Here is a 23,801-nt window from a genome sequence, read left to right as displayed (position 1 = left end):
TAGAACTTTTTAAAGCTTGTGAATGATCATTAGATATTTTTGTAATTATCGAAGTAGCTTTGCGCTTTCATCTGATCGAAACAGCCTTCCCATTTTGCAATCACAAGTGCCGCAAGGGCATTGCCGACCACATTGAGGGCTGTTCTTGCCATATCTAAAATACGGTCAATTCCGATAATATAAGCCACACTCTCAAGTGGAATACCTACTGTACCAATAGTTGCAAGCAGTACCACAATGGAAACACCCGGTACGCCGGCAATCCCTTTTGAAGTAAGCATCAAGGTTACGACTAAGATAATCTGATCCATAATCGAGAGATCAACGCCGGTAATTTGGGCGAGGAAGATCGCTGCGATACTCTGATAGAGTGTTGAACCATCTAAGTTAAATGAGTAACCGATAGGAATCACAAATCCGGTGACCTTAGCCGGTGCGCCATAAAGCTCCATCTTTTCCATGATTCTAGGAAGCACCGTTTCAGAGCTTGCAGTTGTATAGGCAAGGATCAACTCATCTTTCAATATACGTAGTAACGTGAAGATATTAATGCCACAAATGTAAGCCACAAACCCGAGTACTACAATTGCAAAGAAGATAATCGTGCCGTAGACCAGTAATACTAATTTAAGAAGCGGGTAAAGCGATTCAAAACCAAAGTTGGCAACGGTGGTTGCAATTAAGGCAAATACACCGATGGGCGCATAACGCATAATCATATTGGTCACTTTAAACATCGCGCCTGAAACACCTTTCAAAACTTGAATCACGGGTGTTTTCTGCTCTGTTGGTAATGATCCTAATCCTAAACCAAAAAGAACCGAGAAGAAGATAATCGAAAGCATACTATGATTATCTGCCATCGCGGCAAAGATATTACTTGGGAAAATCGAGAGTAGGGTAGTTACAAATGGGCTACTGCTACTATGGGTAATCTCATTGATTGTCTCATTATAACTACTGATATCCGTATGCGCTAAACTACTGATATTAACACCTACACCAGGCTGGAAAATATTAGCGGCTAAAATTCCCACAAGAATCGCGATTGTGGTAATAATTTCGAAATAGACAATTGTCTTAAGTCCCATCTTACCAAGTTCTTTACTACTCTCTCCCCCTGCGATACCGACAGTTAAAGTCGATACCACAATCGGAACCACAATCATTTTGATCATGATAATGAGAATCTGCCCGGCGGGATTGAAGATATTGGCAATCACCCATTCCTTAGATTCATGATCATGAAGAATTGCTCCAGCAATAATGCCTAAAGCTAAAGCAATTAAGATTTGAATCCCAAGATTAGGGAATCTCCATTTACGGCGCTGCGTCGGTGCTGCTTCGCTATGTGACACAATAAACCTCCTTTTATTAATTGTAGGATTATTTTTCAAACAATGGATAATACTTCCAACAGATTGATTCTGTTAGAATCTATGATGCCCATCAATGAATTGAAAAGAGAAAATTATAGCGACTGAGTTGTAAATCCGCATAAAAACTGTCTATTTTTTATACTGAAGATGGAGATAATAAATTTAAATCCTAATCTTATCAAGAGATTATGATTTATTGTTTGATGATTATTCTAAAGTTGGTGAATAGGTATTGACAGATACATAAATATCTTTATAATAGCTCATCTGAATTAAGCGGGAATAGCTCAGTTGGTAGAGCACGACCTTGCCAAGGTCGGGGTCGCGAGTTCGAGTCTCGTTTCCCGCTCCAAGTTTGAAGGGCTGATCACAGGATGTGATCGGCTCTTTTTATATTTGAATATATGAAAACGAAACGTATTACAGTAAATTTGGTTTAAGAAAATGATTTTTAAACAGTTGTTTTTAAGCAGTTTTTTTTAAGCAGCTAATATAGGATTTTAAAAAGAATATAAAACCTTACTAAATAGCACTTGCAAGATGCCGGATAGAACAGCTTTCTTGCCTCGATCAACTGATGTGCCGGTATTTAAATAGGGCTTATTTTGAACTGAAATGACGATATGGACCATTACGTCATTATTATACAACGCTCTCCGGCGCAGCGCCGACAGCCGCAGCTAGGGCTAAAGCATCTTTAATACTCATAACATCGGTTTCATCAGGGCAATTACGGGCGACAATCATCCCCTCTTCAAACATCAATAACTCATTTCGAGCGAGCTGCTTCCAACATTCATTGGCGGTGAGTGGTAGTGTTGCAATGACTGCCACACGATCTTTCGGTGTGGTGACTGCCGCAAAGTCAATCGTTATATCATCATCAATTAAACGCGCCTCACCAAAGGGTGCTTGCCGGATAATATAGTGAAGTAGGGTTGTTGCATGGGCAATCATCCATTCCCCATTACTTAAAATATAATTAAAGATGCCATATTCACTAATGTGAGCAGTTAGTTTCTGAATTGTGGCAAATAGACACTCTTTACTTGGCTTTTCGGGGAATTGTTGTCGAAGCTGTTCGAGAATATAGCAAAATACCTGCTCTGAATCGGTATTGCCTACCGGACGATAATAACTATAAGTGAATGTAGGTTTAGTCAATAGCTGATCTAAATGAGTAAGGTGGCCATTATGCGCAAAGAGCCAATATTCTCCCCATAATTCCCGCATAAAAGGGTGAGTATTGGCTAAACTAATTTGGCCACTAGAGGCTTTACGAATATGAGCGATCACATTTTTTGATTTAATGCCGTAAGACTGAATCATCTCAGCTACAGGAGAAGAGGCACAAGGTGTATCATCTTGATAAATTCGCACCCCTTTCCCTTCAAAAAAAGCAATGCCAAAACCGTCAATATGGTGATCGGTCACACCGCCACGCCGGCGAAACCCTTCAAATGAGAAGGTAATATCCGTTGGCGTATTACAATTCATTCCTAGTAATTGGCACATACTTCTCCTTGTAGCTTATCGGTTGTTATCAATTGGTCATATTCTCGTAGCCGATTATCGCTCATCCATTGAATAATCGGCCATATACCGATACTCTACCTTAAAACATATAACTTGTATATGTTTAGTTTTAATAGAGTGCATTTATCTATGAGATGGAGCGCTATAATCCGATAATATTCCCCGCTGCATCAATATCAATATTTCGATAAGCAGGGCGCAGACCTAATCCCGGCATTGTCATAATATCGCCGAGTAATACTTTGATAAATCCCGCACCTTTCACCAGTTGTACCCCTTCAACAGGTAGCGTAAAAGGGGCTGGTACATTCTTGACTTTAGGATCATGGCTAATAGATTGCGGTGTTTTAGCGATGCAGATCGGGAAGCGATGATAACCATCTTTGGTCAACTGTCGAAGTGTTGCTTCCGCTTCGGGGGAGTAGGTAATCTCGATCGCACCATAAGTGGCGGCAACTTTGGCAATCTTCTCTTTGAGCGATAACCCATCATCATAAAGTAATTGCGCTTTCTCCTGTTTTTCACAGGCTTTAACAACTTTTTCGGCAAGTAAACTCGCACCTTTTCCGCCTTCAGCAAACGCGCGGCTTACTTCGCAATCATCAGCCCCTTGAGCGAGTGCATATTCACGAATCACTGCCATTTCTGCTTCGCTATCATCAGGAAATTGATTAATCGCGACGACTACCGGTAATTGATAGCGCTTTGCATTTTGAATATGCCAACCTAAATTGGCTAAACCCGATTGTAATTTCTCAAGTTCAGGTGCATCTGGCGCTGTTAAAGCATTGGCTTTAATGCTCTTCACTGTACTCACAACCACAATACATTTCGGTAAAATACCGCTGGTTCTTGCTTTGATATTGAAGAATTTCTCCATTCCCATATCAGAGGCAAAGCCCGCTTCAGTCACGACATAATTGGCATGGGTGAGGGCGATTCGGTCGGCAATAATAGAAGAATTACCATGGGCAATATTGGCAAATGGGCCTGCGTGGATCAAAACCGGTGTATTTTCTACCGTTTGCATTAAGGTCGGTTCAATCGCTTTTTGTAAAATCGCTGTCATTGCGCCGGCAACTTCTAAATCTTCTGCGGTAATCTCTTTCCCATTTGTATCATACGCTAATACGACTTTACCGATTCTCAGGCGTAGATCGTGAAGATCGTGGCTTAATGCCAAAATCGCCATCAATTCAGAAGCCGCTGTGATTTCAAAGTGATTTTCGTGAATATAAGCGGTCTGTTTCCCCATTTTACCAACCGTAATTTCTCGGAGCGCACGATCGTTATGATCGACTACTCGTGTCCAGACAATGCGCTCAGGGTCAATATTCAAGCGTGGTAAGCCACTCTTTTCGGTATAGAGATCTCCTAAACGTGTTTCATGATAGAGCCTTGCATCAAGCGCGGCAGCAGCAAGGTTATGTGCCGCACTTAAGGCATGAATATCGCCGGTAAGATGGAGATTAAGCTGCTCCATCGGCACCACTTCCGCCTGACCACCGCCGGCCGCCCCTCCTTTCTGCCCAAAGATCGGGCCGAGGCTCGGTTGACGAATACAAGCAATCGCAAGATGTCCATTGTAGTTCAGCGCTTCACTCAGTCCAATCGTCGTCACTGTTTTACCCTCGCCTTGGGGGGTCGGTGTTGTACTGGTGACAAGGATTAAATCACCTTGTTGCAATTGATCAGAGGATTCTAGGCATTGAAGGCTCACTTTTGCTGCATATTGGCCATAGTGAGTGAGGAATTTGGGGGAGATATTGATTCTCTGTGCGATGGTGTCGATAGCTTGCAATGTCATAATATTAGAGTACTCTACTGATTTGATTATGAGGCGGCTCAAACCGCTAAGATAAAGAAACAGCTGAATAGGGAAGTGAACAGATAATATTCTTAATCAATATTCTTATTCCACTATTCATCTCTACTATCATAACGAGCCGACTGTAAAAATAAATCTAAAATATCAAAAAGTGATGAATTTTAAAGAAATTCAATTATCTATTCAGAGAATCATTCAATGAATCAGGAGTAAGTGATCTTTTATTAGAGAGTCGCGCTGATGGTGATGGGAATGACTATAAAATATACAATATAATTTAATAGAAATAATTGACACTTTGGAAAACTTTTATATAATAACACTCCTTACTTAAGCGGGAATAGCTCAGTTGGTAGAGCACGACCTTGCCAAGGTCGGGGTCGCGAGTTCGAGTCTCGTTTCCCGCTCCAAATTTTAAAGCCGGACTTTCAAAGTTCGGCTTTTTTATTATCTTGATTTTCCCTCTTAACAGAGAATAGGAGAACACTATGAATCATGATGAATTAATCGCAAGCCTCAAGCAGCTCACCGATCGAGTGACAGAGCTAGAGAGCCGAGAAGCCTTTCATGAATATACCGTTGAAGTTTTAAATGAAACCGTTATCGCCCAACAAGAGACCATCGACCGATTAGTGCGCATCTCTCAACAACTCATTAATAAGATGAAAGAGCTCCCAAGCAATGACGAAAAACCTTGGAGCATCGAAGAGGAAGTCCCGCCGCATTATTAAGGCGAATTTTTATTTTCATCACAAAGATGAGTTTATTCTATTATTTATATTTTTGGTATTATTATAATAATTGGTAGTAGATTTAATTGATAGTAGATTAACCTTGAGATTTTAAAGTGCTACATAACTAAATACCAATCTTGTGATAGCATGCTATATCATCGTAAAGATAGAAATAAGATAATCAAATAATAAAATAAGTGTTACCGGTAGCAGCATAAGGATAAATCGTAGGTAAAGGCAAGATGATTAATATGGACACGGATAAACAGATGACAGATTCCCATAATTCCACATTCTCTTATAACTCTTTAGAATCTATCAGGACTAAGTTATTAGATCTTTCTAAAATCAATAGCCTTATCAATTTTAAGTTTCGAAAAACAAGCTCGTTACGATTTATTGAAGCCGATTTTAACCGAGTTTTTTCTGAGTTCTTAGCAAATAGTCAATTTATAATTTCAGGTATTAAAATACCTACAGACAAGGAGTTGATTCAAGCGGGATATCCTGCTGAAGACGTTGCTGAAAATAGAATTAAATTGAGTGCAGAAGAGTGGGCAAGTAAGTTAGGCTATAGCACTGACTACGATCTTGCAAGCATTCATATAGATTCTGAAGGTCGCTTTTCTAAAAGTTTACAAACACTCTTATTTCAAGATGATCTAGCCACCATTATTAAAAAATTTCGCCAATCAAATCAAACATCTTTAGAAGAGAGTGGGATTCATATCCTCTACCTGGTGTTTGGATTTGTCGAATGGTATGAAAGTCGAGATTCTAGTAATTGCTGCTTATCACCGTTGATTACACTCCCCGTAGAATTAGATACATCAGGTAATCAAGCCCGCCTTTCCCTCAAAGATGATGGTTCAGACCTTCTCAATCAGACGTTTAGAGAAAAATTACAACATGACTTTGGATTTGATCTCCCCGAATTTGATGATCAAACACAATCCATTGATCAATATATTGAGACGGTCGAAGCCTGCTTTCTTGAACAAGATTACCCTAAATGGCGAGTACGTAAAAATCTTACCCTAACAACGGGGATTAACTTTTCTAAGCAGGTGATGTATCAAGATTTAGATCCTTCTGTTTGGCCATCAGAGATGCAAATCGAAAATCATCCCATTATTCAGCAAATTTTTGCAAAAACAGGGCAGAGAAATGATGATCATGTTATCAATATGCCCAAAGAGTATCACCTTGATGAGATTGAAGATATAGAAGAATTATTTCCGATTATCTATGATGCGGATAGTTCTCAACATAGTGCTTTAATTGATGCGATTAAGGGAAAGAACTTGGTGATTGAAGGCCCGCCTGGAACCGGGAAATCACAGACAATCACGAATTTGATTGCAGCCTGTATTCAACAAGGACTAACGGTACTTTTTGTCGCCGAGAAAATGGCCGCTCTTAATGTTGTTAAGAGTCGTTTAGATCAAGCAGGGTTAGGCCAATTCTGTTTAGAGCTTCATAGTCATAAGGCGAACAAAACAGCGGTATTAGAAGACTTAAATGCAGCTTTAAATCGAAGCACTACCAATTCAGTTAGCCAAATAGATCAAGAGATCGCAGTATTACATCGATATCGGGAAGCGCTCAATCATTATGTTATGACAATGAACGAGCCATGGCAGAATACGGATTTAACACCATCGCAAATTTTAGCTAAGGCAACCGCATTAAAATTTTCCCTCAGTAGCGAGCGTGCACCACTGACCATAGAAGGTGTTGCAGGTCAAAATTATACGCCCATGAAAGATCGAGAGCTGAATGACAGAGTCAAAACCCTCTCTGAAATTATGCAAAAAATTGCCGATCAATCAGGTAGCAATATTGCGGATCATCCTTGGTGGGGATTAGTTGATCAAAATGGCGATAGTCATAGTATTGATCGAATTAAATCAGAAATAAGTGATTATCAAGCCTTAATCAATGAGTTATTAAAAGAAGGGCAAGAATTAAGCGCAATTTTAAAATGTGATCTAAGTGCATTAGATACACCCTTTGAAGAGATGGAAGCTCTTTATAAAAGATTAGAGAATCTACCTGTTATTGAAAAAAATGTTGATTTCTCATTACTTAAAACATTATTAGAGTCAGAAGAAGCGACTGAATTAACCCAAAAATATGTTCAGACAACGCAAATAGTGGTAGCGTTAACAGAGAAGATAACCCCGAATGCATTATTCGACCATGATTTGATAGATAAGAACCGACAGTTATTACAGACGGTTGTTGATTTAGGTTATGATCCACAGAAAACAGTAGCCGAACTGAAGCAAGAATCTGAAGAGATTCAAGCTATATTCAATGTGAGTGGGACTATTGCAAACAAATTAGAGTCATTGAAAGCATTACTGCCCGGGAATATGCACTGTTTAACCAATGGGGGTCTTCAAAATTTGGCTAGCTTAGCACAATTTATTACAAAAATTGATCTATTACCTGCCAAATTATGGGCTTTAAGAGATAAGAATTTTCTTCGAAATAGTTTGACAACTAAGTTGAATGAATTAATCCCCTCACTCAGAGGCCTCCAAGAGAAAGGCTCGATCTTAAATGTGCATTTTGACTTGAATCATTTGCCGGCGAAGAATGCTTTAGAAGCCCATTTCCAGATCATTAATGAAGGGGGATTTTTTAGCTTCCTCTCTTCAGAATGGAGAGGTTCAAAAGCCTTTTTTAATCAATTCTCTTATAGTAAAAAATTAAATGCTAAGAGAATTAAGACATTAGCACCTCATCTCCTTGATTTTCATGATTTTAATGCAGCTATTGATGCTGCTTCGGAGAATAATCTTTTAGTTCAAAAATTATATAGAGGCTTAGAGACCGATGTTGATGGCATTGAACAGCTCATCGCTTGGTATGCAGATATTCAGGAGAGTTACGGGAATATCACGAATAAACCGGTTGAATTTGATGAAATTCTCTATGAAGCAGAGTATGAAACTTTATCTGCGATAAGTGAATTTTGGCACGATAAGATTGAATTAAACTATGAAGAATTTTTAAGATTACATCTTATTTTTCAAGAAAAATTTCCTAACAGTGATTTATTATCAAGCGTTTCTCTGAACATTAATGATGATTCTCAAGGATATTTTGCGCTACAACAATGTTTAGAAAAGGTGATTACGAGTTTTACAGCTCACCTTGCAACATTAAATATCTCTTTGAGTGATTTTGAAGTAGCCTTAAATGAAAGCGCCCAATTACAATCCCACTTAATAACATTAGAAGCGGCACAAAAAATTCCGGCACTGCAATCATATTTCAATAACCCGATTGTCATTACAGATTTTCAGCCGGAAATTTCAGCGAGATTCCACGAACTGCTCTCCAAAGTGGTAGAGCTAAAGATGTTACCAGAGCCGATTCTCACTGCTTTAATCAATCATTGCCATTATGATTATTATCAAGCCTGGCAATCTCAAAAAGTTTATCTCCCTTTGATAAAATTACATCAATTAGTGGCAGATAAGTTAGTGCAATTAGAAGAGGATGGCATCATTGACATTCAACAGTGGAGTGATCCTTCTCGGGCGAGCTATCGTGCGATGGTTGATAAAAATAGTGCAGCTCTTAATCATCCACAATCAATTTATACTATCCAAGAGTTTTTACATATCTATGAAAAAGAACGTTCAGGGGCGTTGAAAGACTTATTAGAAGTGATACTGCATAATAATATTGCCCCATCTGAGCTTCTCCCATTTTGGCAATATTCAATTTACCACCAACTAGGTCAAGAGATTTTGACTCAATCTGAAGTTGCGAAAGATTTTAGTCGTTTTGAACATGAAGGTCTACGCCAGCGCTTTATTGATGCAGATAAACGACTTTTAGAATTGCAGCGGGAGAGAATTATTGCAAAAGAGAGTCAGAAGCAGACTCCCGCAGGTATTAGTACGGGTGCGGTGCGACAATTGACAGAAACAGCGCTTATTAGACATGAGGCAAGCAAAAAAACACGTCATATCCCGATTCGTAGTCTTTTGAATCGTGCGCAAGAATCTATTCAAATTCTCAAACCCTGTTTTATGATGAGTCCAATGTCTGTCTCGCAATATTTAGAGCCTGGTAAATATCATTTCGATATTATGATTATGGATGAAGCTTCCCAGATTCGTCCTGAAGATGCAATTGCGGCAATAGCACGGGCAGATAGTGCCGTCATCGTTGGAGATCCTAAACAGTTACCCCCTACTAGCTTCTTCCAAAAGAGTAGTGATGTAGATGAATATGATGAAGATACAGTCATAGCTGAAACGACCGAAAGTATTCTCGATACGGTAATTCCTATCTTTACCAATCGCCGGCTACGTTGGCATTATCGCTCACGTCATGAAAAATTGATCGAATTCTCCAATTACCATTTCTATGATAATGATCTTGTGGTATTTCCATCGCCGGATAATAGTGATCAACTTGGTATTGATTATCGCCGCATTGATGGGACATTTGTCGGTAGCCAAAATCGGGAAGAGGCACAAGCGATTATTGAAGAAGTCGTGACACTCTTAAAAAGCGGGACAGAAATGAGTATTGGACTTGTCGCTATGAATGCCAAACAGAGTCAATTGCTTGAAGATCTTCTGGAAGCTAAGACACAAGAAGATCCTATTTTCCGGGAGATTTACCAACAAGATCAGAAAAAAGATGAACCGATCTTTATTAAAAATCTCGAGAATGTCCAAGGGGATGAGCGAGATATTATTATTATCTCTATGACCTATGGCCCACAAACTATGGGCGGGAAAGTACCACAACGCTTTGGTCCTATTAATCGTGATGCGGGTTGGCGCCGGTTAAACGTACTTTTTACCCGGGCAAAATATCGTATGATTATCTTCTCCTCGATGAGTTCCTCGGATGTCGTTGCTACCGAAGGGAAACGTAAAGGGGTGGTTGCCCTCAAAAACTTCTTACGCTACTGTGAAAGCAAACAGATTGCTGGTCATATCACAGTTCATGAAGGAAAAGGTTATGATAGTGATTTTGAGGAAGCGGTGGCAAAAGCACTCCGGGCTAGAGGATTTGAATCAGAGCCACAACTTGGTATAGCCGGTTACTATCTTGATCTAGCGGTTGTTAATCCACAAAATCCCGGTGAATATCTACTAGGGATTGAGTGCGATGGAGCAACCTACCATTCAGCTAAATCAGCTCGAGATCGGGATCGATTGCGGCAGCAAGTGCTCGAAGGCTTAGGTTGGCAGATCGAACGAATCTGGTCAACCGATTGGTTTAAACACCCTGAAAGAGAGATTGACCGAATTGTCGGAATTTTAAAGCAGAAAATCGGCCAATAACCGCTCTTCCATTTATAGAGTAAAAAAGAGTGAAACCCAGGATTCAATTGAATTCTGGGTTTATTAATTTCTTTAACAATAAAACCGATAACAATTTATAATATTTAACTTCAAAAATTAATTATAAAAATATAAATATTATGAACAATCAAAAACCATGGAAATCTTTTGATGATCAATTATCGTTATTAGAAGAGAGAGGATTAGTATTTGATAATCGATCAACGGCTCGCAATTACCTATCGAGAATTGGTTATTATCGCTTAAGTGGATATTGGTACCCATTTCGTCAACCAAATCCCAATAATCATCGACAAAAACTCAATCAATTTATCGCCGGTAGTCGCTTTGAAGATGCTGTTCAATTATATGTTTTTGATAAGAAATTACGGTTGTTAGCATTTGATGCTATTGAACGAATTGAACTTGCCTTACGTGTAGATATCAGTCATCTATTGGGGAAACGAGAAGTGTGTGCGCAATATAATCCGACACTATTTCATGGTAAATTCTCTAAACATCGTGATCCTAGAACTGGGAAAACAGGGCTTGAAAGATGGTTGGAAGATTTAAATAAGCAGATCAAACGTGCTCACCGAGAACCTTTTATTATCCATTATCAACAGAAGTATCAAGGGAAATTACCTATTTGGGTCTCTTGTGAATTATGGGACTTTGGAATGTTATCCCATCTATTTTCTGGTTTGAAATTAGAAGATCAACAAATTATTGCAGAGAAATATGGCGCAATCGCCACTCGAAAAGTAAGCAATCATCGAGTACAGCTCGCCCAATGGCTACGAAGTCTAAACTTCATCCGTAATGTTTCAGCGCATCATAGTCGCTTATGGAATATTAATATCATAGATCGTTCTAACTTTATTGATGCAGATATAGGTTGGAAAGATTTGAATAATGCTAAGGTTTTTCTCTACTTTTGTATTTTGCAGCAGATGTTAAAAGTTATCTGTCCTAATTCCTCTTGGGGTAAGAGATTTAAAGAGTTAGTAAATACTTTCCCTTATCCCGAAAATAGTGCGATCAGTTTTCACGATATGGGGCTAAACAGCATTAACCTTTTAAAGGATTGGGATTTATGGCAATAAAATTTGGGCAAAAGAAAGCCGGGACGTACATTTAGAAATGCAGAGGTACCCGGGCGTATTGCCTATTATACTACTAATAAGTAATTCTTTTGTCAATAAGCGATGACAAGGGAAAGATTATTAACAAACGTAAAATAGGAGACCCGGGACGTACATTCGGAAATGCAGAGGTGCCCGAGCATATTGCCTATTATAATAACCATATCCATTTTCTTTATCAATATTATTGAGACATGTTGTAAGAAACTCCTTAGCAATCAATAGGCATTAGCTTCATAAATAAGCAGTTTATAATTGCTATTCGTTTGCCAATACCGTTATCATATCTAGATATATAAATAATATCTTAATAAGTAATAATTCTAGTAAATGGATATCGATAATGGGAAAACAGAATTTAGAGCAAGCGTTTTTAGCGGATCTTGATAAGCGTCTTTGGTCATCGGCAGATAAATTGCGTAGTAGCTTAGATGCGGCGAATTATAAGCATATTGTATTGGGGTTGATCTTTTTGAAATATATCTCTGATAGCTTTAATCATCGCCGGGAGATCTTACTTGAGGAGTTTAAAAATCCTGATTCTGTCTATTATCTTGAAGATGCCACCGAAGCTGAATTGCTCGATGAATTAGAAGAGCGTGATTATTACACCGAGAAAAATATCTTCTGGGTGCCTCGTCATGCTCGTTGGGATTTCTTGCAAAAGCAATCTGCTTTGCCATTTCCACAAAAATTGGTAAATGATGCCGGTAAAGAGCGCACCATTACCTCGGTAAATCGCTTGGTGGATAATGCGTTTGATGAGATCGAAGAGGCGAATCAGAAGCTCAAAGGGATCTTAAATCGTATCTCGGGTTATCAATTAAGTGATGACAAACTAGCGGAATTAATTACAGCTTTCTCTCTCACCGATTTTAATCATCCCGAATATAAAGGGGAGAAGCTCAATCTCTCTAGCCACGATATTCTTGGCCATGTGTATGAATATTTCCTCGGTGAATTCGCTTTAGCGGAGGGTAAACAGGGCGGGCAATATTATACGCCTAAATCCATCGTGACATTAATCATTGAAATGCTCGAACCATTCGAAGGTCGTGTGTACGATCCGGCGATGGGTTCTGGCGGGTTCTTTGTGAGTAATATGCGTTTTATTCAAGAGCACGCCGATAAGATGGCGAATGGGCAGAAGATTCGTAAAGAGAATATCTCTATCTATGGACAGGAGAGCAATCCAACGACTTGGAAATTAGCCGCGATGAACCTTGCGATTCGCGGGATTGATTTTAACTTTGGTAAGCAAAATGCCGATACCTTCACTAATGATCAGCATCCTGATCTAAAAGCCGATTATATTATGGCAAATCCCCCTTTTAATCTTAAAGAGTGGCGGCACGAATCGTTACAAAATGATCGCCGCTGGCAATTTGGCACACCGCCGGAGGGCAATGCGAACTTTGCTTGGTTGCAACACATGATCTATCATCTTGCGCCGAAAGGTTCGATGGCGCTCTTATTAGCCAATGGCTCAATGAGTTCGATGACCGGTGGCGAGGGCGATATTCGACAAAAATTGGTAGAAGCGGATCTCGTAGAATGTATGGTGGCATTGCCGGGGCAACTCTTTACCAATACGCAAATTCCGGCGTGTATCTGGTTCTTAACCCGAGATAAAGGGGAGCAGCTCACGCGCAATCGCAAAGATCGCCGAGGAAAAACGCTCTTTATTGATGCTCGCAATATCGGTTATATGAAAGATCGTGTTCAGCGGGATTTTAGCGCCGAAGATATCACCCACATCGCCGATACTTTCCACGCTTGGCAAGCGCAGAGCGAAACGTATGAAGATATTCCCGGCTTCTGTTATTCCGCCGATCTTACCGAGATTGCGAAGAATGATTTCGTCCTTACACCAGGGCGCTATGTGGGAGCGGAAGCAATAGAAGACGATGGTGAACCCTTCGCCGAGAAAATGGCTCGCTTAACTGAAACCCTCAAAACACAATTTGCTGAAAGTTCCGAATTAGAAGCCGCAATTCGTAAGAATTTAAAGGGGATTGGGTATGAGTTTTGATATTAATGAAATAATTGAGTTTAATCCGACAAGAAAATTAGAAAAAAATTCAGTAGCCCCCTTTATTAGCATGGCTGCAATACAAGAAAACAATAAATTTGTAAAAGAGGTTGAGCTAAAAACATTTTCTGGTGGTGCTAAATTTAAAAATGGGGATACTTTATTTGCACGTATAACTCCATGCTTAGAAAATGGTAAAACTGCAATGGTTACTATATTAGAAGAGTCACAAATAGGGCATGGATCAACTGAATTTATTGTCTTGTCACCAATCAATGAATCGGATGCAGAATACGTATATTATTTGTCTAGACTTCCTGAGTTTAGACAATATGCAAAATCTAGAATGGAAGGGACATCAGGTCGGCAAAGAGTATCTTGGCAGTCGCTATCAGAGTTTAATTACACTTTCCCAGCTCAAAAAATTAGGGAAAGAGTAGGGAGTTTTCTAAGTCTATTTGATTCTAAAATAGAACTCAACAACCAAATCAATGAAACCCTAGAAGCGATGGCTCAGGCGATTTTCAAGAGTTGGTTTATTGATTTTGAGCCGGTGAAAGCGAAGATTGAGGCGAAAGAAGCCGGCCAAGATGCCGAGGGGATTCTCCTTGCGGCAATGAGTGCAATCTCCGGCAAAGATTCTGAAGCCCTGCAAGCCTTACAAACCACCGCGCCGGAAGAATACGCCGAGCTAAAAGCCATCGCAGAACAATTCCCCGATAGCTTAGAAGAATCAGAGCTAGGATTGATCCCGAAAGGGTGGGAGGTTAAGCCTTTAGATGAAATAGCGGAATATCATAATGGTTTAGCATTACAAAAATTCCGGCCAGATGATCCTAATGATTATTTGCCTATTGTCAAAATTGCTGAATTGCGATCCGGGAAAGCAAATCACGAAGAAAAGGCTTCGCCTGATATTAGAGAAAATAGCATTATTAATGATGGTGACGTTATTTTTTCTTGGTCTGGAACTCTATTAGTTGATATTTGGTGTGGTGGTAAAGCAGCTCTTAATCAACATTTGTTCAAAGTAGTTTCTGAAAATTATCCTAAATGGTTTTTTTATTTTTATACAAAATACCATTTAAGTAATTTTCAAAAAATAGCTAATGATAAGGCTGTAACAATGGGGCATATTAAAAGATCCCATTTAAAAGAAACTCTTTGTCTTATTCCGACAAGTAAGTTTTTGATGATAGATATTATCGATAATTTGTTAAAACATAAAGTGGATAATACATTATCTAACAAAACCCTCACCGAACTCCGAGACACACTCCTTCCGAAACTCCTCTCCGGCAAGATTGATGTGAGTAATGTGGAGATTGATGAATTGTTGGAGAATGAGGATTGAGAAATTATCTCAACAATTCCTTATTAACAATCTAACCTAGAGATAGTGCAGGATTGATTGAAGTGGGAATAATCGGGAAATATTTTGCTACTTTTTAGCAAGAATAATGCTAATAGATTGTTTAATCAGTAACTTTAGTACAAAAAATTTTAAAAAAGGAAGCCGTAACGATCAAGGATGATTATCTTTAATTTAGATCATGACCGCTAGGGATTGAATAGAGAGAGAAACCGACATGATGGATGAGAAACAATTAGAAATTACTGCATTAGAATGGTTCAAAGAGATAGGCTGGGAATATCAATTTGGCCCAGATATTGCGGTGAGTGGCGACAATCCACTGCGGGAATCCGATAGTGATCCATTCTTAATGCCCCATATTGAAGAGGCTTTCTATCGCATTAATGATTGGCTTCCGCCGGCACAACAGGCGGGGGTTTTTGAGGAACTGCGCTCTCTGCTTCGTAATCGATTACCGGATCTCATTGCTAATAACCGGCAGATGACGGAATATCTACAAAATGGCTTTCCTATCTCCTATCAAGATGAAGAGGGCAACCGGCAACATGAGCGAGTCTTTCTGATCGACTTTCAAACGCCGGGGAATAATCACTTTCTTGTTACAAATCAAGTAGCGATTGCCGGCAGTAAAGGCGTGCGCCGACCTGATATCATCGCTTATATTAATGGTTTACCCATTGTGGTCATTGAGCTTAAAAATCCGGGTAAAGGTAAAGATTCCTTAGCGGTGAATCGAGAAGCGTATCATCAATTACAAACGTATAAAGAGGAGATTACAGATCTCTTTATCATGAATGGTGCCTTGATTATTAGCGATGGCTTGATGGCTCGCATTGGCTCATTATCGGCAGGATTTGATCGCTTTATGCCTTGGAGAACGGTAGAAAAAGAGAGCGATACACCCAAATTAAGTTTTGAGTTACAGACATTGATCTATGGCTTTTTCGAGCCAAAACGGCTACTTGATTATCTGCAAAATTTCGTACTGTTCAAAGAGGATGGAAAATCAGTCTTTAAAATCATTGCCGGCTATCATCAATATCACGCAGTACAAAATGCCATTGAAGCGACTATTGTGGCTAGTCATCCGAAACTGGGAGATGGGAAAATTGGCGTTGTTTGGCATACACAAGGATCCGGTAAATCGCTCTCTATGTGCTTCTATGCCGGCAAGCTTCTCAAAACACCCGCGATGCATAACCCTACAATTGTGGTGGTGACAGATCGTAATGATTTAGATGATCAACTCTTTGCGACCTTTGCGGGCGCAGAATCTCTATTTCCAAATTCAAAACCAGTGCAAGCGGAAAATCGTGGGCAATTAAGACAACTCCTTGCAGAGCGAGAAGCGGGCGGGATTATTTTCACAACGGTACAGAAATTTGCACCGGAAGAGACGGGCGGAGAGCATCCCATTCTCAATGATCGCAGTAATATTGTGGTGATCTCTGATGAGGCGCACCGTACACAATATGGCCTAAATGCCACTTTAAATGAGCAAGGGCTTTATACTTATGGTTACGCTAAGCATATGCGAGATGCATTGCCAAAAGCCTCTTTTATTGGTTTTACCGGCACTCCGATTGCTGTTGATGATCGAGATACGCGCCAAGTCTTCGGACCGGATATCTCCGTTTATGATATTGAAGCGGCAGTGAAAGATGGGGCGACTGTGCCGATCTATTATGAGCCCCGTTTAGCACGCCTTAATATTGATGATGCGGAACTTGAGCGCCAAGAGGAAGAACTTGAGGACATTTTAGAGGGCGCAGAATTAGAAGAGAAAGAGAAACAGAAAGCCACATGGAGCCGGCTAGAGAAGATTGTCGGCGCACCAAGTCGCGTGGCGATGGTAGCTGAAGATATCGTAACGCATTTTGAGAAACGTAATCAGGAGAGCGACATTCCCGGTAAAGCGATGATTGTTGGGATGAGTCGAGCGATTTGCGTGGAGCTGTATGCGGCGATTATTCAACTCCGCCCCGATTGGCATCATGATGATCCTGCACAAGGTGAGATCAAAATTATGATGACCGGCAGTGCCTCTGATCCGCAATCATTCCAAGAACATCTCTATAATAAAAAGGAGCGTAAAGATCTCGAATCCCGCTTTAGAGATCCGGAAGATCCCTTTAAATTAGTGATCGTCTGCGATATGTGGCTCACTGGTTTTGATGCGCCATCTTGTCATACACTCTACATTGATAAACCGATGCGTGGACACAACTTAATGCAAGCAATTGCAAGAGTCAATCGAGTCTTTAAGAGTAAATCCGGCGGATTAGTGGTGGATTATATTGGAATCGGCAAAGAGCTTGAAGCTGCTTTAAAAGTCTATACGAACGCCAAAGGGAAGGGGAAACCGACCATTGATGTCGAAGAAGCACTCCAACAATTTGAACGCTATTTGGAGATTATCCATGGTCTATTTGCCAAAACACCGGATCAGCCGGGATTTGACTTAAAAGGATTTGATAGTGACCAAGCACCGTTCTTACTCATGAATGCGGCAAACTATATTTTAGGATTGCCCAAACATGAGAATGCCGGCGATGGTAAGGAACGATTTTTAAATGCTTTATTGGGCGCAAACAAAGCTTTTTCACTCTGTTCGACAATGGCTGAAGCAGAACCTTATCAGAAAGAGATCGCTTTTTATAATCGCTTAGGGAAACTGATTCGCAAAGCCACTTCCGACGCGGCCAATCAGCGTCAACAACATAGTGATCCTATCTTTGAACGGATTATTCGCAATGCCATTAGTGCAGATGGCATTATTGACCTCTATGACTATTGTGGGGAAGAGAATCCGAGAATTGATATTTTAGATGATCATTTTTTCGATACAATGCGGGAGAGCAAGAATCAAAATCTCTCTTTAGCAATGCTCAAGCAATTGATTAACAATCAAGTGAAAGCGAATTTTAAAAATAATGTTGTACAGGAATCTAAATTCCTAGATCGCTTACAAAAGACGATGGCTCGCTATAATAATCGCACCATAGAATCAGCCGAAGCAATGGAAGAACTCATTGCTATGGCAAAAGATCTTGCCAAAGCAGTAGAAGATGGGGAAAAGCTAGGGTTATCTAGCGATGAATTAGCATTCTATCAAGCGCTTGCAAACAATCATTCCGCTGTAGAAGAGATGGGCGATGATCTACTTAAAGAGATCGCCATTGAAATCACCAACCTCCTACGCAAATCAGTCACTGTCGATTGGCAGAAACGAGAAAGTATCCGCGCCCGCCTCAGAATCCTAGTCCGTAGAACCCTACAACGCTACGGCTACCCACCCGATGGCCAAAAAGAAGCGATTAATCTCATCCTAGAAAACACTGAAAAGATCTCCGACCAATGGACGCAGGAGAAGTTGTTTTAGGGGATAAATATAAAATAACTCAGATTCATCCTTGTATGACATTATCCTAGCAACCTACAATAACCTTTAAAGAATCATTTAAAGTTAAAAGAGGAAACAGATGAAAAGTTTTGTTGAGATGAAGCTTCTCAGAGAGCGGGAATGGCGAGCGTGGAAGCAGGAATATTTGCGGGAGAAGATCCACTTTCTAGAGTTTACCTGGGCTTTAGATGAAGATTCCATTGCGCAATTACAGATGCGCCTAGCGCTTGCCAAAGATCAAGAGATCTACCGAACACCCATAGTCGATTCCGCCGGCAAGGTACACAATGATGTGCGCACACGAGAATTAGAAGCGCTCTACAATTTCTTAATTTCAGAACGAAACCTACGAGAGAGAAGAGCACAAGGCAAATGGATGCTCATCCAATCGGCGAGAAATATCGCGGAATTGCCGGTGATTCGGGAGTGAGTTAGCGGTTATTATTAGATTAGAAGTGCGATTAAAAGGGAGGCAATGGTTGTCTCTCTTTTTTATGCATACATAATAAAATAAGTCTATGAATAACAGAATAAATTTTAATATATGACATAACCTGTCATATTTCTATGTTAAGATATCACTTAATACTAAATTTAAGTGTAAATATCAATTTACAATTATTTTAAATTTTAATGTCTGTTTTCATAGATTGTTAATATAATAACAGTTATTATTTAATAGAGTTCAATAAAATTCGGTATTAAATGCTGTGTTAATGAGATCAGTGAGGAAATTCATTCTCCTCTTATCTATAGGCATATCAAATTTTATAATAGGAATGTTCAGATTGACAAAGCGATATAGGAAAAAGTGGAAATATGAGATAAGTATTAAGATTTTAATGCAGGTATAAAATCTCATCACCAGATAAATAATTATTGGTGAAATTTACCAAAACAGTTAGTAAGGATACTTAAAAATAAACTAATTTTAGTTCAATTAAATATCCAATAATTAATAATTTTTATATGAAGGCATTTAATAGATGACAGTAATAAATAAATTTGATGTTGAAAAAAACGCTATAATCAAAAACATTGACTATAATAATAGTGTATTACGTAAATTAATCAATAGCAATGATCGTATTAATTTATTAAATCAAGATCAATTAAAAGAACTTCAACATATTGAAAAAAACAATGAAAAATTTAAATATAAATTAGAGAGTAATGAATTCGAAATTGCAATAGTAGGTTTAGAAAAAGCGGGTAAGTCGACTTTTGCAAATGCATTAATAAAAAATAATATTCTACCATCTGCTCCAGAAAGATGTACATTTACTTCAACTAGACTTGTTAGCGGAACTGATAGAGCAAGCGTCAAATTTTATACTGAACAAGAATTTAATAATATTTTTGTCACCTTAGTGGATGAAATCGGATATCAGCCTCATGGAGGTAGTCCAATATCATTTAGAGATATCAATCTTGAAGATTTTGAAAATTACTTTAGTAAGCTAGAGGATAGTGACCCTGCTTTATATAAAAGTCATATAGGCAAAACAGACGAAGAAATAAAAGATATTATTAAATGTCGTGATAAGTTAATTTTAACAGGTGAAGTAAAAGAGTTTTCAGGTGATCAATTAAAAGAGAATGATTTTCAAGAGTATATCAAAGGACAGGATAAAGGGAGAGATACATCAAAGCCTCGTAGTGTGAGTCATATTGAGATAGAATCATCGGAATTAAAACAACTAGAAAATGCCATTATTTATGATGTTCCAGGTTTTGACTCTCCTACCAAGATTCATCTTCGTCAAACGGAGGAGCGCTTAAAGGCTGCTGATGCAATTATTTTAGTAACAAATGTTGGGGTTAATCCAAGTTTACAGGGGACAACTCTGAGCATTATTACTAAAAATACAGATGAGGATGGAATAGCACTTAAGGATAAGTTATTTGTTTTTGGAAATCAGTTGGATCGTGTAAATAACGAAGAAGACTTAATTAGTAATCCCAAGATCCTAATACAAGATGTTCAGAAGTATAATATTGGCGAGGAACATAGAGTATTTGTGGGCTCTGCATATAAGTATCTTGCAAATGAAAATATTATTGGTGATGTCAAATTAAATTATGATATTCACAACACAGGTATAGATGATATTAGGATTGCATTAATACAGTACTATGAAACTGAACGATTTGAAATTTTAAAACGTAAAATAGACACCAATAATAAATTAATGGAGTCAATATTTGATGGAATTTTAAAAGATTCAGATTTTGATGAAAATTTTTCGGAACAATCTGAACAGGCAAAAATTACCAAAGAATCATATCGCCTTATAGAGGAGAATTTAAAATCCAATTTGAATAAATTAAGAGATGAATTAAAAAAAGAAATTATAGGGAACTCTTATTTCAGCAATAAGTTTAAATATGAACTTTCTAATGATCGATATTTTAATGAAATTACAGAAGATCAGTTTGAAACCTATAGAATTAATAATTCAGATAGCATTAGGTTAGATACACCTATTAATAAAATTAATCAAAAAATTCGTGAGGATTTGCATAAGAAATATCTAGAGGACTTTTCTTATTTGATTAAATCTATGACAGATAACAAAGCAAAAGAGATAGAAATTAACTTTATCAGAGAATTCACTGAGTCTATTTGCTTGGGAAGTAGTGAAAAAATAACAGAAGTTGAACCGTTATGCAAAAATTATATTAATAAACTAACTCGAGATATATCTCATAAAGAGAGTAGTTTTATATATTTAATTGAACGTTTTTCACGAGATATATTTGATGCATTATTATCGGCTCCTATTCTTAGCCATGATAGAGTCAATCGTTATTTATCGAGTAAAAATGAATTTATATATTTGGATAGTTATTATTCCAATGGAAAAGGAAAATTAGTAAATTTAATTTTAATTCAAAAAGATGGTACCCTGTTCGATTTAGAAAAATTAGATCAGATACCTACTCTTACGACCCGATTAATATCTTTAAGTAGTGGAATTAGTGGAGGAGCTGACATCATCAATAAATTGACTACTCTGCTAGGTTTGCTTAAATATGCGAAAACAAATTATTCTATAGATGACATAATTGGTGTACAAAATATTTTAAGAGATGGGCATTCTAGCGAAAATAAAGAAGAGGTTTTAAAAGAAATTAATAATGATATTCTAAATTTAAAGAAAATATTAGAAAAAGCAATTATCCCTGCTAGTAACTTAGAGTTGGCATTTCTAAACAGTATAGATAAACAAATAAAACGAACTATTTCAGCATTTCGGGATCATGATAGTCAATTTTCTAATCATTGGGATGATTTTATTTCTAAAATAGTTCCTATTGTGAAAAGTGATGAATTTCAAAATATTGAAGAGAAAATCGAAAATCATAAATTACATAAGCAATTGTTAGATGATATTAGAAGTATTCTTCATTAAAATACCATTAAAATTATTTAAAAGGGTTTTTAATGATATTCCCATGCACAGGTTGTGGTCTCTGTTGTCAGCGTATCAGTGGTGTTGAAGCATTACGAGATTACGACCTTGGCAATGGCACCTGCAAATATTTCTCTCAAGCAGAAAATAACTGCACCATCTACGATAGTCGTCCCCTTGAATGCCGAGTGGATGAAATGTATGAAAAAGTTTATTCCGCACAATATAGTCGTATTGAATTTTATAAAATGAATGCACAGATTTGTAATGCAATGCAGGAAGAAGCAAAAGTAGATGAAGAATATCGAGTTTTAATTACGGCTACAAATAGGGATAATGATTTTAAGTAAAGCTTTCATCAAAGGTAATATCTTCTTAGAATCTTCTTAGAGTTCAGTTCTTAAAGTTTACAATGAGCATGCTTGAAATTTAATTCCATTATATGTTGTATGGCAGATTCGAGCATATATAAAACAGATATCTTATTTAACATAATATATAGAATTAGACATAATATATAAATCGATAGGAGGTGTGACCCTCCACGGAGGGCCCATATCGTAATTAATGATAGTAAATCTTATCCTGCATATTTCTGTTGATAATAAGCTAATGATTCAATTGCAGTGATTCTTTCGTTTAAGGTTGTTTCCGGAAATTCGAGCATAAATTCTTGAATGCCATATTTATGTTGTAGTTCAAAGAGTGTTTGACTGACAGTTTTGGCTGTTCCAGAAATAATCTGAAGTGGCTCCTTCTTAATTTGATAATCTGTCCGGCCTAATTCGGCGGCGAAGTCTTCTGCAATGGTATAAGAAGGCAAAGAGAATACTTTACCATCTGAAAAATGAATTTTATAGATTGCGATATTAGCAGCACGGGCATTAGCCTCTTCGATGCTAGGCGCTACTATTGCAGCTAATGCTGCTTGAGGAACATCTCCTTTGGTAACAGATTTATATGCCGCAAAAGTTTCATATAATTTTTGTTCACTACCATTGAGGTGCCCGGCATAACTCATTTTCCAGCCCAATTTTGCGGCTAGTTTAGCACTTTCAATACTCGCGCCTAATAGAAATCCTTGCACTTTCTGAACAGGAACGGGCGTCGCTGTAACCCGTTTAATACGACTATTTTCCAGAGCATAACCTTCTAAGAATTGACTTAAATATAAAGCTTTATCTTCAAATGATAACCGTGTATCTGCAGACATCTCTAATTGCAATGCTTGAGTTGAAGAGGGTAATCCTCCTGGCGCTTTACCAATACCGATATCTACCCTTCCCGGTGCTAATGATGCCAGTACATTGAAAACTTCAGCAATTTTGTAAGGACTGTAATGCTGTAACATCACTCCACCAGTTCCAATTCGAATACTTTGAGTTGCAGCAAGTAGATAAGATACTAATATTTCCGGAGCACTTGAGGCATGCGTGAGTGAATTATGATGTTCTGCTACCCAAAATCGAGTGAATCCGGCTACCTCGGCTGCTTGTACCGTTTCTACGGCATTTAAAAGCGCTTGATGTGCCGTAATCCCTCCATGGAGTGGGCACTTGTCTAACATACTTAGTTGATAAACCATTAAAAACTCCTTGTATATGTTCCTTGCACATTATCTATTTTCAT

General features: G+C 38.3%; 13 protein-coding genes and 2 tRNA genes. 11 read left to right on the top strand and 4 right to left on the bottom strand.

The features are described from left to right. Positions 1-29: 29 nt before the first annotated feature. Complete coding sequence (gene gltP / locus WMO13_RS04885; protein WP_051395996.1) at positions 30-1,358, bottom strand: glutamate/aspartate:proton symporter GltP; 1,329 nt, start codon at positions 1,356-1,358, stop codon at positions 30-32. A 297-nt stretch (positions 1,359-1,655) separates the two neighbouring features. Here gltP and WMO13_RS04880 point away from each other — a divergent pair. Further along, positions 1,656-1,731 (top strand) — tRNA-Gly (locus WMO13_RS04880). 290 nt (positions 1,732-2,021) lie between these two features. Here the strand turns inward: WMO13_RS04880 and WMO13_RS04875 are convergent. Beyond that, the gene (locus WMO13_RS04875; protein WP_026878039.1) at positions 2,022-2,894 is read right to left on the bottom strand and encodes a class II glutamine amidotransferase; all 873 of its coding nucleotides are present in this window, start codon (positions 2,892-2,894) and stop codon (positions 2,022-2,024) included. Positions 2,895-3,057: 163 nt separating this feature from the next. Beyond that, complete coding sequence (locus tag WMO13_RS04870) at positions 3,058-4,752, bottom strand: formate--tetrahydrofolate ligase (RefSeq protein WP_416224367.1); 1,695 nt, start codon at positions 4,750-4,752, stop codon at positions 3,058-3,060. 325 nt (positions 4,753-5,077) lie between these two features. Here WMO13_RS04870 and WMO13_RS04865 point away from each other — a divergent pair. From WMO13_RS04865 to WMO13_RS04820, 10 genes are all read left to right on the top strand, one after another. Then, positions 5,078-5,153: transfer RNA gene (locus WMO13_RS04865), tRNA-Gly, on the top strand. 78 nt (positions 5,154-5,231) lie between these two features. Further along, positions 5,232-5,474 (top strand): SlyX family protein, encoded by a 243-nt coding sequence (locus tag WMO13_RS04860; protein ID WP_051395998.1) that lies wholly within the window; start codon positions 5,232-5,234, stop codon positions 5,472-5,474. Positions 5,475-5,719: 245 nt separating this feature from the next. After that, complete coding sequence (locus WMO13_RS04855; protein WP_026878042.1) at positions 5,720-10,801, top strand: DUF4011 domain-containing protein; 5,082 nt, start codon at positions 5,720-5,722, stop codon at positions 10,799-10,801. Between the two features lie 140 nt (positions 10,802-10,941). Further along, positions 10,942-11,907: an Abi family protein gene (locus tag WMO13_RS04850; RefSeq protein WP_026878043.1), complete on the top strand. Its 966-nt coding sequence runs from the start codon at positions 10,942-10,944 to the stop codon at positions 11,905-11,907. A 382-nt stretch (positions 11,908-12,289) separates the two neighbouring features. Continuing rightward, complete coding sequence (locus tag WMO13_RS04845) at positions 12,290-13,978, top strand: type I restriction-modification system subunit M (RefSeq protein WP_034855044.1); 1,689 nt, start codon at positions 12,290-12,292, stop codon at positions 13,976-13,978. After that, a complete protein-coding gene (locus WMO13_RS04840; RefSeq protein WP_026878045.1) occupies positions 13,968-15,332 on the top strand; it encodes a restriction endonuclease subunit S in 1,365 nt (454 codons plus the stop codon). The genes WMO13_RS04845 and WMO13_RS04840 overlap by 11 nt, the downstream gene beginning before the upstream one ends. Positions 15,333-15,570: 238 nt before the next feature. After that, positions 15,571-18,735, top strand: a complete 3,165-nt coding sequence (locus WMO13_RS04835) for a type I restriction endonuclease subunit R (RefSeq protein WP_416224368.1) — start codon at positions 15,571-15,573, stop codon at positions 18,733-18,735. Positions 18,736-18,835: 100 nt separating this feature from the next. Continuing rightward, on the top strand, positions 18,836-19,186 hold the full coding sequence (locus WMO13_RS04830) for a hypothetical protein (protein ID WP_026878047.1): 351 nt from the start codon (positions 18,836-18,838) through the stop codon (positions 19,184-19,186). A 556-nt stretch (positions 19,187-19,742) separates the two neighbouring features. Beyond that, positions 19,743-22,172, top strand: a complete 2,430-nt coding sequence (locus tag WMO13_RS04825) for a dynamin family protein (RefSeq protein WP_026878048.1) — start codon at positions 19,743-19,745, stop codon at positions 22,170-22,172. A gap of 32 nt (positions 22,173-22,204) precedes the next feature. Then, positions 22,205-22,522: a YkgJ family cysteine cluster protein gene (locus tag WMO13_RS04820; protein ID WP_026878049.1), complete on the top strand. Its 318-nt coding sequence runs from the start codon at positions 22,205-22,207 to the stop codon at positions 22,520-22,522. Positions 22,523-22,752: 230 nt separating this feature from the next. On the opposite strand, the gene WMO13_RS04815 is transcribed toward WMO13_RS04820, so the two are convergent. Continuing rightward, positions 22,753-23,757 (bottom strand): MsnO8 family LLM class oxidoreductase, encoded by a 1,005-nt coding sequence (locus WMO13_RS04815; RefSeq protein WP_026878050.1) that lies wholly within the window; start codon positions 23,755-23,757, stop codon positions 22,753-22,755. Positions 23,758-23,801 lie beyond the last annotated feature (44 nt).

Source organism: Ignatzschineria larvae DSM 13226 (genome assembly GCF_038500265.1).
Lineage (GTDB): Bacteria > Pseudomonadota > Gammaproteobacteria > Cardiobacteriales > Wohlfahrtiimonadaceae > Ignatzschineria > Ignatzschineria larvae.
Note: the sequence above shows the minus strand (reverse complement) of the source record. Positions and strands in the feature narration are given on the sequence as shown.